13 protein-coding genes are annotated in these 15374 nt (G+C 66.1%); 7 read left to right on the top strand and 6 right to left on the bottom strand.

What is annotated here, in order from left to right:
* Positions 1-4: 4 nt before the first annotated feature.
* From ACQP0C_RS05565 to ACQP0C_RS05535, 7 genes are all read left to right on the top strand, one after another.
* On the top strand, positions 5-2047 hold the full coding sequence (locus tag ACQP0C_RS05565; RefSeq protein WP_433731168.1) for a biotin carboxylase N-terminal domain-containing protein: 2043 nt from the start codon (positions 5-7) through the stop codon (positions 2045-2047).
* On the top strand, positions 2044-3204 hold the full coding sequence (locus ACQP0C_RS05560) for an acyl-CoA dehydrogenase family protein (RefSeq protein WP_433731166.1): 1161 nt from the start codon (positions 2044-2046) through the stop codon (positions 3202-3204). The genes ACQP0C_RS05565 and ACQP0C_RS05560 overlap by 4 nt, the downstream gene beginning before the upstream one ends.
* Positions 3201-3689, top strand: a complete 489-nt coding sequence (locus ACQP0C_RS05555; protein ID WP_433731164.1) for a MaoC family dehydratase — start codon at positions 3201-3203, stop codon at positions 3687-3689. Before ACQP0C_RS05560 ends, ACQP0C_RS05555 begins: the two co-directional genes overlap by 4 nt.
* Positions 3686-4498: an HpcH/HpaI aldolase/citrate lyase family protein gene (locus ACQP0C_RS05550; protein WP_433731162.1), complete on the top strand. Its 813-nt coding sequence runs from the start codon at positions 3686-3688 to the stop codon at positions 4496-4498. The genes ACQP0C_RS05555 and ACQP0C_RS05550 overlap by 4 nt, the downstream gene beginning before the upstream one ends.
* A 33-nt stretch (positions 4499-4531) precedes the next feature.
* Positions 4532-6472 carry an acetoacetate--CoA ligase gene (locus ACQP0C_RS05545; RefSeq protein WP_433731160.1) on the top strand — a complete coding sequence of 647 codons (1941 nt, stop codon included), beginning with the start codon at positions 4532-4534 and terminating at the stop codon, positions 6470-6472.
* A gap of 87 nt (positions 6473-6559) precedes the next feature.
* Positions 6560-7846, top strand: coding sequence for a TetR/AcrR family transcriptional regulator (locus ACQP0C_RS05540; RefSeq protein ID WP_433731158.1), 1287 nt, complete (start codon positions 6560-6562; stop codon positions 7844-7846).
* Between the two features lie 186 nt (positions 7847-8032).
* The gene (locus ACQP0C_RS05535) at positions 8033-9283 is read left to right on the top strand and encodes a TetR/AcrR family transcriptional regulator (RefSeq protein ID WP_433731156.1); all 1251 of its coding nucleotides are present in this window, start codon (positions 8033-8035) and stop codon (positions 9281-9283) included.
* Position 9284: 1 nt separating this feature from the next.
* On the opposite strand, the gene ACQP0C_RS05530 is transcribed toward ACQP0C_RS05535, so the two are convergent.
* The 6 genes from ACQP0C_RS05530 to ACQP0C_RS05505 are packed head-to-tail and all read right to left on the bottom strand — an operon-like array spanning position 9285 to position 15373.
* Positions 9285-9977 carry a hypothetical protein gene (locus tag ACQP0C_RS05530; protein ID WP_433731154.1) on the bottom strand — a complete coding sequence of 231 codons (693 nt, stop codon included), beginning with the start codon at positions 9975-9977 and terminating at the stop codon, positions 9285-9287.
* Between the two features lie 12 nt (positions 9978-9989).
* Positions 9990-11168 (bottom strand): MCE family protein, encoded by a 1179-nt coding sequence (locus ACQP0C_RS05525; RefSeq protein ID WP_433731152.1) that lies wholly within the window; start codon positions 11166-11168, stop codon positions 9990-9992.
* Positions 11165-12244, bottom strand: coding sequence for an MCE family protein (locus tag ACQP0C_RS05520; RefSeq protein WP_433731150.1), 1080 nt, complete (start codon positions 12242-12244; stop codon positions 11165-11167). Before ACQP0C_RS05520 ends, ACQP0C_RS05525 begins: the two co-directional genes overlap by 4 nt.
* Positions 12241-13341 carry an MCE family protein gene (locus tag ACQP0C_RS05515; RefSeq protein ID WP_433731148.1) on the bottom strand — a complete coding sequence of 367 codons (1101 nt, stop codon included), beginning with the start codon at positions 13339-13341 and terminating at the stop codon, positions 12241-12243. The genes ACQP0C_RS05520 and ACQP0C_RS05515 overlap by 4 nt, the downstream gene beginning before the upstream one ends.
* Positions 13341-14354, bottom strand: coding sequence for an MCE family protein (locus ACQP0C_RS05510; protein WP_433731146.1), 1014 nt, complete (start codon positions 14352-14354; stop codon positions 13341-13343). The genes ACQP0C_RS05515 and ACQP0C_RS05510 overlap by 1 nt, the downstream gene beginning before the upstream one ends.
* Positions 14351-15373 carry an MCE family protein gene (locus ACQP0C_RS05505; protein WP_433731144.1) on the bottom strand — a complete coding sequence of 341 codons (1023 nt, stop codon included), beginning with the start codon at positions 15371-15373 and terminating at the stop codon, positions 14351-14353. Before ACQP0C_RS05505 ends, ACQP0C_RS05510 begins: the two co-directional genes overlap by 4 nt.
* Position 15374: the final 1 nt, after the last annotated feature.

Genomic DNA, 15374 nt, shown 5'->3' with positions numbered 1-15374 from the left:
CGCGATGATGAACAAATCCCATCCCATCGAATTCGACACCGTGCTGGTCGCCAATCGCGGTGAGATCGCGGTGCGGGTCATCCGCACCTTGCGCACCATGGGCATTCGCTCGGTGGCGGTCTACAGCGATGCCGACGCACAGGCCAGGCATGTGCGCGAGGCCGATACCGCGGTGCGCCTCGGCCCGGCCCCGGCCAGGCAGAGCTATCTCGATATCGAGAAGGTGGTCGCCGCGGCGGTGCGCACCGGGGCTCGGGCCGTGCATCCGGGCTACGGCTTCCTCTCCGAGAATGCCGCTTTCGCCGCCGCGCTGGCCGAAGCGGGCATCGTCTTCCTCGGACCGCCCGCGAAGGCGATCGAGGTCATGGGCGACAAGATCGCGGCGAAGAATACCGTCGCCGCCTTCGATGTGCCCGTCGTCCCCGGTATCGCCCGACCGGGACTCACCGACGCCGAATTGATCGACGCCGCAACCGATATCGGCTATCCGGTGCTGGTCAAGCCGTCGGCCGGTGGTGGCGGCAAGGGCATGCGACTGGTCGAGGAGCCCTCGGCGCTACCGGCCGCGCTGGCCAGTGCCCGGCGCGAGGCGGCAGCGGCATTCGGTGACGACACCCTGTTTCTCGAGCGATTCGTCACCCGTCCACGGCATATCGAGGTGCAGATCCTCGCCGACCAGTTCGGCCACGTGATCCACCTGGGCGAACGCGAATGCAGCCTGCAGCGGCGGCATCAGAAGGTCATCGAAGAAGCGCCCTCGCCGCTGCTGGACGCCGCGACGCGGGCGCGCATCGGCGCCGCCGCGTGCAATACCGCGCGCAGCGTGAATTACGTCGGTGCGGGCACGGTCGAATTCATCGTCTCCGCCGATCGGCCGGACGAGTTCTTCTTCATGGAGATGAATACCCGCCTGCAGGTGGAGCATCCGGTCACCGAGCTGGTCACCGGAATCGACCTGGTGGAGTGCCAGGTGCGGATCGCGGCCGGACAGAAGCTCGCGGTGAACCAGGACGAGCTGCGGCTGGTCGGGCACGCGATCGAGGCCCGGGTCTATGCCGAGGATCCCGGCCGCGGCTTCCTGCCCACCGGCGGCACGGTCCTGGACCTCTCGGAACCCGAAGGCGCTGGGGTGCGGGTGGATTCCGGATTGCGCATCGGCACCGTGGTCGGCAGCGATTACGATCCGATGCTCTCGAAGGTCATCGCGCACGCGACCGACCGCGACGCCGCACTCGCGAAACTCGATCGGGCACTGGGCGATACCGTGCTGCTCGGTGTCACCAGCAATATCGAGTTCCTGCGATTCCTGCTGGCGGATCCGGATGTGGCCGCGGGCAGGCTCGACACCGGATTGCTGGATCGCCGCGTCGGCGACTTTCGGCCCGCCGCGGTCGGCGACGACGAATTCATCGCCGCCGCGGCCTATCACTGGCTACGGCGCTGGCCAGCGGCCCCGAGCGAGCCGTGGGAGATCCCGTCCGGTTGGCGCATCGGCGCGGCCGCGCCGACCACCATCAGGCTGGCCAGCGGTGACCGCATCGAGCACGTATATCTGACCGGCTCCCCCGCTGCCGCCGAGGTACACCTCAACAGCAGCGAATCCGCCCCGCTCACCGCCGAATTCACCGGAGATGGGTCCGGAGTGCTGGTCCTGACGCTGGGCGGTCTGCGCCGGGACTACCGCGTCGCCGAGCACGACGGACAGCTCTGGGTGGCGGGACCATCCGGTGTCTCGGTGCTGCGCGAAGTGGCCGAGGTGAGTGTCCGCGGCGGCGCCGAACACATCGGCGACGCCGAGATCCGCAGTCCCATGCCGGGTTCGGTGATCGCGGTGCCGGTCGGCCATGGCGCCACCGTGGCCGCGGGCACGCCGGTTGTCGTGGTCGAGGCCATGAAGATGGAGCACACCCTCACCGCACCGGTCGCGGGCACCGTCGAGGTCCTGGTCGAACCGGGCACCCAGGTCCGCCTCGATCAGCCGCTGGTGCGCATCACCGCGGCTACCACCGAACCCGAAACCGCCGAGCGAGAAGGAACTTCCGCATGACCGAGTTTTTGTCCACCGGCACCCTGCCCGAGGAGTACCGCGACCTCGCACTGACGGTGCGCGATTTCGCCAGGTCGGTGGTCGCCCCGGTCGCCGCCGAACACGATGCGAACCACACCTTCCCGTATGAGGTCGTCGCCGGTATGGCCGATATGGGCCTGTTCGGTCTGCCGTTCCCCGAGGAGTACGGCGGCATGGGCGGCGATTACTTCGCGCTGTGCCTGGCGCTGGAAGAACTCGGCAAGGTGGATCAGAGCGTCGCGATCACCCTGGAGGCCGGTGTCTCGCTCGGCGCCATGCCCATCTACCGCTTCGGCAACGATAAGCAGAAGCAGGAATGGCTGCCGCAGCTGACCAGCGGACGCAAGCTCGCCGCGTTCGGGCTCACCGAACCCGGTGCGGGCAGCGATGCGGGCGGCACCAGGACCACCGCGGTCGCCGATAGCGGCGAATGGATCATCAACGGCAGCAAGCAGTTCATCACCAACTCCGGCACCGATATCACCACACTGGTGACGGTGACCGCGGTGACCGGCCAGTCGGGCGGCAAGAAGGAGATCTCCACCATCCTGGTCCCCACCGACACCCCCGGCTTCGTGGCCGAACCCGCCTACAACAAGGTCGGCTGGAATGCCTCGGACACCCATCCGCTGAGCTTCACCGACGTCCGGGTGCCCGAGGAGAACCTGCTCGGCGAGCGCGGCCGCGGCTATGCCAACTTCCTGCGGATTCTCGATGAGGGCCGGATCGCCATCGCGGCGCTCGCGGTCGGCGCGGCGCAGGGCTGTGTCGACGAAAGCGTGCGCTACGCCAAGGAACGTGAGGCCTTCGGCCAGGTCATCGGCCGCAACCAGGCCATCGCGTTCAAGATCGCGAGAATGGAAGCGCGCGCCCATGCCGCCCGCACCGCCTACTACGACGCCGCCGCGCTCATGTTGGCGGGTAAGCCGTTCAAGAAGGAGGCCTCGATCGCCAAGCTGGTGGCGAGCGAGGCCGCGATGGACAATGCCCGCGATGCCACCCAGATCTTCGGTGGCTACGGCTTCATGAACGAATACGCTGTGGCCAGGCACTATCGCGACAGCAAGATCCTCGAAATCGGCGAGGGCACGACGGAGGTGCAGTTGATGCTGATCGGGCGGGAGTTGGGGCTGTGACCGACGCTGCGCGCCGCGTGGTGCAGCGCGGCCTGTGGTTCGACGAGTTCGAGATCGGCGTCGTGTACGAGCACCGGCCGGGCCGGACCATTACCGAGGCCGATAACGTCTTGTTCACCACGCTGACCATGAACACCCAGGCGCTGCACCTGGACGCGGCGTTCAGCGAGCAGCTGCCACCGTTCCACCAGCGGCTGGTGAATTCGATGTTCACGCTGTCCACCCTGATCGGCCTCTCGGTCGCGCAGCTGACCCAGGGCACGATCGTGGCCAACCTCGGCTTCTCCGAAATCGCCTTCCCGAAGCCGCTGTTCCACGGCGACACCATGTACGCCGAGACCGTGGTCACCGATAAGCGCGAATCGAAGAGCCGTCCAGGCGAGGGCATCGTCACCTTCGCCCATACCGCGCGCAATCAGCACGGCGATATCGTGGCTACCGCGATACGCAAGACACTGGTGCGCAAAGAATCGAGGCCGGCATGAGTTGGCAGCTACCGGGACCGGCCTGGCTGTTCTGCCCGGCCGACCGCCCCGAACGCTATGCGAAGGCCGCCGCGGCGGCCGATGTGGTGATCATCGATCTCGAAGACGGTGTCGCCGCCGCAGACAAGGCGGGCGCGCGCAAGGCACTCATCGATAGCCCGTTGGCTCCGGAAACCACCGTCATCCGGATCAATGCCGTCGGCACCGATGAGCACGCATTGGATCTCGCGGCGCTGGCCCACACCGAATACCGGCGGATCATGCTGCCGAAGGCCGAATCCGCCGCACAGCTGGACTCGCTCGCCGACTACGAGGTGATCGCGCTCATCGAATCGCCGCTCGGCGCCGTCGCGGTCCAACGCGTGGTGCTGGCGCGCAATGCGATCGGGGTCATGTGGGGTGCGGAGGATCTGGTCGCCGGACTCGGCGGCAACTCCAGCAGACATGCCGAGGGCGGCTATCGCGATGTGGCACGGCATGTTCGATCGAGCACACTGCTCGCGGCCAAGGCGTACGGGAAGTTCGCGCTCGACTCGGTGTATCTGAACATCGGCGATCTGGACGGACTGCGCGCCGAAGCGCTGGACGCGGTCGCGATCGGCTTCGATGCGAAGGTGGCGATCCATCCCAGCCAGGTGCCGGTCATCCGGGCCGCCTACGCGCCGTCGGCGGATGAAATGGACTGGGCCCGAAGGGTACTCGACGAGGTGCCGAACCATCGCGGCGTCTTCGCCTTCGAGGGCCGGATGGTCGATGCCCCGGTGCTGCGGCATGCCGAGCAGATCGTGCGGCGCGCGAACCACACCTGATTTCCGATAGATATTCAGCCAGGAGGTACTGCGGTGCAACCACAATGGGTGCCGACCGAATCCGATATCGCGGAGGCGCGCATCACCGACTTCGCCAGATTCGTCGCGGCGCGCACCGGAGTGTCCGCGCCGGATTACCGGACGCTGTGGCAGTGGTCGGTCGATGATCTGCCCGGCTTCTGGGGTGCGCTGTGGGACTACTTCGAGCTCGGCCCGGTCGCGGGTGACGTGCTCGCGAGCGCCGAAATGCCCGGCGCGCAGTGGTTCCCGGGTACCCGGCTGAATTATGTGGATCAGGTCGTCCGGCAGTTCCGCGCCGATCGGCCCGCCATTGTCGCGGTGACCGAGGACGGTCCGGTGCGCGAGGTGTCCTGGAGCGAATTGATCGACAGCACCACGGCATTCGCGCGCACGCTGCGCTCGCTCGGTGTGCGCCCGGGTGACCGGGTGGCCGGATATCTGCCGAATATTCCGGAGGCGGTGATCGCCTTCCTGGCCACCGCGAGCATCGGCGCGGTGTGGAGCGCCTGCGGCCAGGACTATTCCCCCAAGGCGGCGCTGGACCGGCTCGGCCAGCTGGAACCCACCGTGTTGGTCACTGCCGATGGCTACCGCTTCGGCGGCAAGACGCACGATAAGCGCGACGATATCGCGGCGCTGCGGGCCGGACTCGATACCGTGAAGACCACCGTGGCCGTCTCTCAGCTCGACCTGCCGGTCCCCGACGCACTGTCCTGGACCGAGGCCAGCACGAATACCGAAGCCGCTGTCATCGAGACGGAGACCGTCGATTTCGACCATCCGCTGTGGATCGTATTCTCCTCCGGCACCACCGGACTGCCCAAGGGCATTGTGCACGGCCACGGCGGTGTGGTGCTGGAACACCTCAAAGCCGTTGCGCTGCAAGCCGATATCGGTCCCGAAGACACCTTCTTCTGGTACACCAGCCCCAGCTGGATGATGTGGAACTTCCAGATCGCCGGGCTGCTCGTCGGCGCGACCATCGTCTGCTACGACGGCAGCCCCACCTACCCGACCCCGGACGCGCTGTGGCATATCGCATCCCAGGTCGGCGCGACCGTGCTCGGCACGAGTCCGGGCTATGTGCTCGCCTGCATCAAGGCGGGTGCGGTGCCGCGCACGGACCACGATCTGTCCGCGCTGCGGCAGGTCGGCATCACCGGTTCATCGCTGCCGCCCGCATCGGCGGTGTGGTTGGGCGAGAACGTCGGTGACCACGTCCAGGTCGCCTCGATCAGCGGCGGCACCGATGTGGTCTCCGCCTTCATCGGTGGCGCGCGCACGGTGCCGACCTGGCCCGGTGAGCTGTCCGCGCCCTATCTGGGTGTCGCGCTCGAGGCATTCGACGCCGACGGCAAGCCGGTGCGCGACGAGGTCGGCGAACTGGTCATCACCAAGCCCATGCCATCCATGCCGGTGCGCTTCTGGCACGATGCGGACGGAATTCGTTACCACGACGCGTATTTCGATATGTTCCCCGGCATCTGGCGACACGGCGACTGGATCACCATCACCGATCGCGGCAGTGTGGTGGTGCACGGCCGCTCCGATTCCACTCTCAATCGCCACGGCATTCGTATGGGCAGCGCCGATATCTACCAATCCGTAGAACGGCTCCCCGAAATCACCGAGGCCCTGGTCATCGGCGCCGAGCAGCCCGACGGCGGCTACTGGATGCCGCTGTTCGTCACCCTGGCCCCCGGCACCGATCTCACCGACGACCTGAAAACCCGCATCAACACCACCATCCGCACCGAGGTCTCCCCCCGCCACGTCCCGGACGAGATCATCCTCGCGCCGGGCATCCCGCATACGCGCACCGGCAAAAAGCTCGAGGTCCCCATCAAGAAGCTCTTCCAGGGCGCCGACCCGGCCCGCGTCGTCGAACGCAGCGCCGTCGACAACCCGGACCTACTGGACTGGTACGCCGCCGTTCGCCCACAGTCTGCATAGCGGACATTGCACGCGGACGCCCCACCTGGGCAAATCAGACCGACCTGGACAGCCCGGTGAACTGAGGTGGTCGTTACGATGTCGGGCATGGGTGTCGACAATCGCCGTACGGCGCGCAAGGTCAGCGGCGACTCGGCACCGCGAGAGATTCGGCGCAGGCCGAAGAATCGGCGGGCCCAGATCGCGGCGGCCTCGGCGGCCGCCTTCGGCGCGCTGGGCTATCACGGCGTGAGCATGGACGATATCGCCTCCGGGCTCGGCATCAGCTCGGCCGCGCTGTACCGGCACTACCCGAGCAAGTACGCGCTGTTCCGGGAGGAATTGCTGCGGGTGGGGCGGGCCATGACCGAATCGGTCGAGTTGCCGCAGGAGGCGGCGGGCACGGGGATGGCAGCCGACGAAGTCGGCGGGGTGGGTAAACCCTGGTCACCGGAGCGGCGGTTGCGCCATGTGCTCGATGCGCTCATCGGCGTCACCATCGAGAACCGGCCGACCGTCACCCTGGTGCGCTGGGAGGGCCGCTATCTCGAGCCGGAGGATCTCGCGGTCCTCATCGAACAGCAGCTCACCGTCGTCGGCGCGATCGGCACGCAACTGGCCGCGCTGCGACCGGAACTCGGGGCGGACGACCTTCGGGTACTGCGCGCCGCACTGCTGAGCGCGATCACCAGCATCGCCGATCACCATGCCACCCTGCCCGCGAAATCCCTTGCCCGACTGTTGAGTTCGGCCTGCTGGGCGCTCGTACCCGCCGAACTCCCCGCAATCGAGGCGGATGCCGAACTGCCGGTGGCCGCGGAGATTCCGGAATCGTTCAAGCACGAGCTGTTGCTGCGCAAGGCTGTCGAACTCTTCCACGATCGCGGCTATCCGAATGTCAGCGTCGAGGAGATCGCCACTGCCGCAGGGCTTTCCGCGGCATCGGCGGTGTACCGGTTCTATCGCGGCAAGAGCGATCTGCTCGCCGCCGCCTTCCGCAGGGCCGCCGACCGGGTCTCCGGCGCGATCGGCCCGGCGGTGGCGGCCGCCCCCGACTCCGAGGCGGCGCTGACCACACTGATCGAACAGTACGTCGAAGGCTCGTTCACCGAGCGGGCGCTGACCTTCGTGTATTACACGGAGTTCCAACACGTTCCGTCCGAGGAGCGCACGGTGCTGCGAAATATCCAGCGGCTCAGCGTCGAAGAGTGGGCGCGGCTGCTGCGCGAGGTCCGACCGGAACTCTCGCCCGCCGAGGCCCGATTCCTCATCCACGCGGCATTCGCCTTGGTGGTCGATCTCGGACGGACCTTCAGCGCCGAACCGATCGCCTCCCCGGCCCGGGTTCGGTTGCTCATGCAGCTCGTTCTGTTCGGCCGTCCGGCCCGCTCGTAGTCCGAGTCATGCTTCGACATCGGCCCTTGCCGACCACAATTATGTTATCAACTATTCTGGTTGCCGGAAGAGCAAAATAGCGATGTTGAAACGTAATTCTTGGTATTTTTGTGATCTTCCGTTCAATCGCATTTCAGCACTGGGAAGATCCGCGTAGCAAGCGTCCGGTTGGGCTAACATCGCGGAATGGATGCCGAGGACCGTCGCGCAACGGAGGACGCGAGCGCAGATCGCACCGCTCGGTCGCGTGCGGTACGCCGACGACCGCGCGACCGCAGGGCGCAGATCGCCGCCGCCTCCGCGGAGGCCTTCGGATCATTCGGCTACCACGGTGTGAGCATGGAGGACATCGCCTCGCGCCTCGATATCAGCTCCACCGCCCTCTACCGGCACTACCCGAGCAAATACGCGCTGTTCCGCGAGGAGGCGCTGCGGCTGGCCGCGCTGAGCACCGAGGCCGTGCGCCTGCCCGAGCGGCTGCGCGACCGGCCCGCCGACGAACGCCTCGACCACATCCTCGATGCCCTGATCGCGGCCTCCATCGCCAACCGCCGCAGCGCCGCGCTGCTGCGCTGGCAGAGCCGCTACCTCGAGGACGCCGACCGCCAGATCCTCATCGATCACCTGATAGCCACCGATGCGGCGGCTCGCGACCTGCTGGCCGAGATCCGGCCCGAACTGCCCGCTCGGGATCGGGGGGTGCTCTCGGCCGCCGCGATGAGCGTGATCGGCAGCATCTGCGATCACCATGTCGCGGTTCCTGCGCGCGCGCTGACGGCCCTGCTGCGCTCGGCCTGTGACGCGGTCATCGCATGCGAGCTGCCCGCTCCCGGCGATGCGGCCGAACCCCTTGGGGCCAAGGAGGTTCCGCTCACCTTCAAACATGAGCTGTTGTTGGTGCGGGCGATCGAGCTGTTCCATGAGCACGGGTATCCCCATGTGAGCGTGGAGGATATCGCCAATGCGGCGGGCCTGCCCGCCTCCTCGGCGGTGTACCGCTTCTACCGCAGCAAGGGCGATCTGCTCGCGGCGGCGTTTCGCCGTGCGGCGGAACGGGTTTCGGCGGCGATCGGGCCGGCCATCGCGGCATCGGAGCGTCCGGAGCAGGCGCTGGGGACCCTCATCGAGTTGTACGTGCAGGGCTCGTTCGACGAACGCGAGCTGACCTTCGTGTACTACGCGGAGATCAGCAATGTGCCGCCGGAGGATCGCACCGTACTGCGCAATATCCAGCGGCTCAATGTCGAGGAGTGGGCCAAACTGCTCATCGGGGTTCGGCCCGAGCTTTCCCCGGCCGAGGCGCGGGTGCTCGTCCATGCGGCGCTGGCCCTGGTGGTCGACCTCGGCCAGTGGCTCGGACCCGATAATCCGGTGTGCTCGCGGCAGCGGGTCGCGCACCTGATGCAGGTCATCCTCTTCGGTCGGCCCACGCACTAGGTTATGACCGCGGTGGCGCGGCGAGCGGTGAGTTGACCTTACCGACCAGCCAGCGGCCGTCCACCTGCTCCAGCCGCATCACCATGGACAGCTGACCAGGCGCCGGTTTGCCCTGGGTGCCCATGCTGGTAATGGTCTGGCCGATGACCACGATCGCCTCGGCGGATTCGGTATCGCCGGATTTGATCGCGCACTGGACGTCATCGACCTTCGAGACCACCTCGCCCTGCGTGAGCACCTCGCGCAATTCCTTGCTGGTGCTGTCGAATTGCTTCTTCCAGTCACCGGTGGCGCCGTCGAGCACGCCCGCGAAGTACTTGTCCAGGTTCTTGGCGTCATAGTCGGCGAGCACCGGCGCGTACTGGCAGGCGGCGCGGCGGGCGTCCTCGTGCGCGGTGACGATGGCCTTGTTGTCCTTGTTCTGCAGGTAGAAGAACACCGACGACGCGGCCACGGCGGCGAACAGCACCGCGGCCGCGCAGCGGTAGGCGATCCTGCCCCGTTTTGCGGAAGCGCGCAGGAGCGTAAGGCGCTCGGCCACCGGCGATTTCACCTCTGCCGGCGCAGGAGTCGACTCAGGGCCTTTGTCGGCGGCGGCGTCGTCGTCCTTGCCGAGCGAGACGGTTGCCTCCGACTCGGACACATCGGCGTTGTCGATCTCGTTGTCGGCTGTGTTGCTTGTTCGCTCGCTCATGATTTCTCGTTCCTATCTGCCGGGTGCGGGCCGGGAGAGTTCATTACCGGTGACGCCGGGTGGCGGGCCGGAGCCGTTGTCCGCCACATTCGGTCGCGGCGCATTCGCCGAACCGCGGACCTGGAGTGCGGGATCGGTGGTGACGCAGTAGTTGTAGAGCCGCACCCTGGTATCGACGACCTTGTCGGTCGGCACCACGGGCACCGTCTGGTAGTCGCAGGTCGGCCGCGGCCATGGATCGACCAGCGTGTTGAAAGCGTTGTCGTGCGCCGGAATGCCGATGGCCGCCGAACCCGCGCGCAATGCCGGGAACAGCGCCTCGATGGCCGGCTGGCGCAGCTTGGCCGCCTTGGTGATGGCGACGAAGTTGGTGATCAGATCGGTCATCGGGTCCTGGGTGTCGTGCACGATGCCGCCGAGGGTGGCCAGTTGGCCGGGCCCCTGCTCGAGGAACCGGCGCACTTCCTGGTCGGCGGCGGTCAACTGCTGGAACAGCGCACTGGATCCGGTGGTCAGCGTGGTCAGATCGGGCTGTGCGTGCGTGGTGGTTTCGGCGATCACCTGCAGGTTCTCGATCAGGCGCTGGGTCTGTGGCAGCAGATCGGACAGTCCGGACATGGCCCGGCTGATCCCGGCGACCATATTGCGCAGCCGATCCGGACCACCGGCCAGCGCCTTATCGAGTTCATCGATGATCACATTGAGTCGGGTCGGATTCATCCCGCCGATCAGACCGCTCATATTCGCCAGCACCGACTGCACCGTGACCGGCGTGCTGGTCGCCGCGCGCTCGACGATCGAGCCGTCGGACAGATACGGCCCGCTATCGGAGTCGGGGCGAAAGTCCAGGTACTGCTCCCCCGCGGCCGAGAGCCTGCCGACGGCGACGGTGCCGCCCACCGGAATCCGTGCGCTGTCATCGATATCGGCGATGGCGGCGACGCCGTCACCGGAGATCCGGACCTCGCGCACCTTACCGACCCGACTGCCACGGAAGGTGACGTCATTGTTCGCCGCCAGACCGCCCGAACTCTTCAGCTCCACCCGGACGGTGTAGGTGCTCGGCAGCGGATTGATCCGCAGCACGGCCGCACCGAGATAGGACATGCCGAGGATGAGCACGACGACCGATCCGATATTGGCCACCGCGATCCGATGCCGAACCAGCCAGTGCCACAACGGAATATTCATCGCCCACCGCCCTGCAGCCGCCCGATGACCTGCTGGATGACCTCCGCGAGACTGCCGATGAACGCTGGTACATCACCGATTTCGGGCCAGCGGCTGCCCTTCGGATCGGTCAGCGCACCGATATCGAGATAGGAGACCGTCGCGGCGACCGCGAGCACCGGCCCCTCATAGCTGGCCATCACATTCGGGTAGAGGGCGTGCAGGCCCTCCAGTGTGCCCGCGAGATTGTCGCCCATCCGGGTGAATCCGGACATCAGCCGCTGAATGCTGTCGAACAGGCTCAGGAACTCCGGACCGGTGGTGTCGGCGAAATCGCCGAGCGCGGACATGGTCACCGACACCTTGGCGACCAGATCGTCAATGCTCCTGTTGTTTTCGGCGACCAGCCCGATCAGCGGCGGGAAGGAATCGGCCGCCGCGCCCAATTCCGCCTTGCGCCTGGCCAATTCGCCGGTCAACACATTCAGCCCGGACAGCACGCTGTCGACATCGGCGGTGCGCGCGTTGAGCGCCGCGAGCACCTCGGTCATCTCGGTGATCAGATGCGACAGCTGCGGCGCGCGCCCGGCGAACATCGAGTTCATCTCGGTGGTTATCCGCGCGACCTGGTTGAGTCCACCGCCATTGAGCAGCATGGAGATCGACATCATCAGCTGTTCGACCGAAGCGCCGGTACTGGTGTGGTCGGCCGCGATGGTGTCGCCGGGCCGCAGCATATCGGCGCTGGCCTGCTCGGCGGGCAGGGTCATGGCGACGAACATGTCACCGAGCGGGGTGGCCTGGCGCAGTTCGGCGGTGGTGCCGCGGGGCAGCTGGATATCGCGTCGGATCTGCATCTGGACATCGGCGAGGAAGTTGGTGGTGCTGATCTTGGAGACCATCCCGATTTCCGTGCCGCCGATCTTCACGTGGGCGTTCGCGGGCAGGTTGAGCGCGTCCTCGAAGACGGCGTGCAGCTCATAGCCCGGTCCGCCGATGCCCGGCTTGGGCAGCGGCACAGTGTCGACCGTCACGGCGCATCCCGCCGTCGCGACGACCACCGCCGCGGCCAGGAAGGCCGAACGCGCCGCCCTCATTTGGTGATCCCGAGCAGTGCGGCGGTCAGCCCGAAATCGGGGCCGAAGTCCTGGATCTTGCCGGTGCGGCAGCCGTCGAGTCGCAGCTGGATGCGCGCACAGAACAGCGAGAGCGCCTCACCGTCGAGCACCGCCTTGTCGAGCAGACCGTGCAGGCGCAGGGCCCGGTCCTCCCGGCTCACGGCATTGCTGAAGTTCTCGAAGAAAAGCGGTGTGACATCGGCGATTTCGGTGAGTCCGCGGGCATTGGCGCGCATCTGCGCGGTCAGTGTGGTGAACCTGGTGAGCGCGCCGAGCAGCTGTTCGCGGTTCTGGCCGACCACGGTCGAGGTATTGGTGACGAAGTCGTTGAGCTGGGTGATCACTGCCTGCAGTCCCGGCGCCTGCTGCCCCATCAGCTGCACCAGCTCGGTGAGTCGGCCGCTGAAATCCCTTACCGTCTGGTCGTTCTGGGCGATGATCTCGGTGATCTCATTGAGTTCGACGATGGTGTTGGAGATCTGGTCACCATTGGCCAGGGTGACCTGGAAGGCCGAGGACAGGTCGTCGAGTGTCTGACGTAGCTTGTCCCCGTTGCCGTTCAACAGGGGGAACAGCACCCGGCTCGCCATCGGCCCGGTTTCGCTATCGCCCTTCAGCGCATCGCCGAGCTGATCGAAGGTGTCCAGAATGCGGTCGAGTTCGACCGGGGTGCGAGTGCGGGCGAGCGGGATGTGCTGACCGTCGGTCAGCACCGGACCATTGCCCTCGTAGGCGGGGGCGAGTTCGACGTGCCGATTGGTGATCAGCTGCGGTGAAACCAGTGCGGCCATCGCATCGGCCGGAATCCGCACGCCCTTGTCGATGGACATGGTGACCTCGACATAGCTGCCCTTGGGCGTCACGGTATCGACCCGTCCCACCGGGACGCCGAGCACCGCCACATCATTGCCCGCGTACAGACCAGCGACATTCTCGAAGTCGGCGCTGATGCGCAGATGTTCGCCGAGATATTGATCCGGGAGCGCGGTAAGGCTGTCGGGCAGCAGCGAACAGCCGGTCGCCACGGTCACCGCCGAGCCGAGCACCGCGGATTTCAGAAAAGTACCTATCCTCATCAGTTGCACCCCTGTACGGCTTGGGCAAAGCACAGCCAGTTGTCCGGGAACACCCATGGCGCCCACACATCGCCGTAGGGACCGTTGCCGAGCGCATTGTTGAACTGCCGCAATGCGACCGGCATGATTTCGTAGAGCGAATCGAGGTTGTCGCGGTTCTTCTCCAGGCCCTCGGACATGGTGTTCAGGTTCTGGATGAGCGGACCGAGCTGATCCTGGTTCTCCAGTCCCATCTCCTGCAGCAGCCGCGACAGGCTCGCCACATTGTCGAGCAGTTGTTTCAGCAGGCTCTGGCGCAGTGCGACGGCATTGCCGATGGCCTCGCCGCGGGTCAGCAGCAGGAGCACGCTATTGCGGTTGTCGGAGGCCAGCTGGGCCACCTGATCCATGCTCTTCAGCAGCGTGTCCACCTCGTCGCGGCGATCGTTGATCACCTTGGCCAGCGCACCGATGCTGTTGAGTGCCTCGACGGTGAGCTGAGGGGAATCGCCCATCTGCTGGCTCAGCACATCCAGGGACCGGCGCAGCTTCGCCGGATCCAGGCGTTCGATGCGCTCGAAGGACGACTTGTAGACCGGATCCTGGATAACCTTGCCCAGGTTGTACGGCACCGAGGTCTGCTTCAGTGGAATTCGGTTGTCCGGCAGTCCTTTTCCATTCCCCGGCAGCAGTTCGACGTGCAATTTGCCGAGAATGGTGGTCATCTTGATGGCCGCCGAGGCATCCGGACCGAGCCGAAGATCCTTGCGCACCTTCAGATCAACGATCACCTTCGCACCGTCGAGTCGCACGGCGCTCACCGATCCGACCTCGATGCCCGACACATCCACCGATGCCCCCGACCGCAGACCCGCCGCCTGGGCGAATTCGGCGTGAATCGTCTTATCGCCCAGATGCGCCTGCGACAGCGCACTGGATCCGACCAGCAGCACGACCACCGAACCCGCCGCGAGCAGTCCGAGCCACAGCAGGCGATTGCGTACCGGACGCAACCGGCCAACTAATCCGATCATCGGCAGACCTCCGAATGAGAATTGCCGCCGACCTGCGAGAACAGCCCGGGTGGCAGCAGCACGCCCCAGAGCGACACATCCAGCGAGCAGATATAGGCATTGGCGTAGGCGCCGTAACTGGTGAACCGAGCCAGCGCATTGAGAATGGTCGGCAGCTCGACCGCCGCCTGATCCAGCGATGCGCCATTGAGGATCAACAGGGCGACGCCGCTGGTCGCATCATTCTGTGCCCGCGCCAGATTCGGCTTCACCTGGCCGATCAGGGTGGCCAGCGAGTCGGTGGATCTGGCCACGGTATCGACCGAGGATTTCAGCGACTCCCCCTGCGCGTACAGCGATTCCACGAGTGCGCGCGCCTGTGTGATCAGGGTTTCCAACTCGCCGCTGCGATTGGCCAGGCCCGCTATCACACTGCTGAGATTGCCGATGACATCGCCGAGGATCTTGTCGCGCTGGCCGAAGGTGCCAGCGAGTTCGGCGGCCTGGGTGATCAGCGCGCTGAGCGAGACGTTATTGCCCTGTAGGGCCTGGATCAGGGTTTCCGACAGCGAGTTGACCTGATCCGGTTGCAGCACACTGAACAGCGGCTCGAAGCCCGACAGCAGCGCCGACACATCGAAGGAAGGTTCGGTGCGCTCGACGGGAATCGCCGATCCGGCGGTCATCACCGCGCCGTCCCCGTTGCCGGGAACCAGGGCGATATAGCGTTGCCCGATCAGATTCTGGTAGCGCACCAGAGCTTTCGTGGTCGTGGTCAGGTGCTGATCGTTCTGGATGCGGAACTCGACGCGCGCCTTGTAGTCCCCGTCGAAATCAATGGCGTCGACCCGCCCGACCCGAACACCGGCCATGCGAATGTCATCGCCGATGCGCAGGCCGAGCACATCGGTGAAGGTCGCGGAGTAGGAATCTGTATCGCCGGTCACCGAGCGCTGTAGCGTCGACCAGATCGTGTAGGTCAACAGCACCGCTACTACGGCGAACAGGCTGAATCCGATCAGTGCCCTGCCTGACTTCATG

It is taken from the genome of Nocardia sp. CA-129566 (genome assembly GCF_050956075.1).
In the GTDB taxonomy this organism is placed as follows: domain Bacteria; phylum Actinomycetota; class Actinomycetes; order Mycobacteriales; family Mycobacteriaceae; genus Nocardia.
The sequence above is the reverse complement of the archived record's forward strand: the minus strand, read 5'-3'. Positions and strand labels throughout refer to the sequence as shown.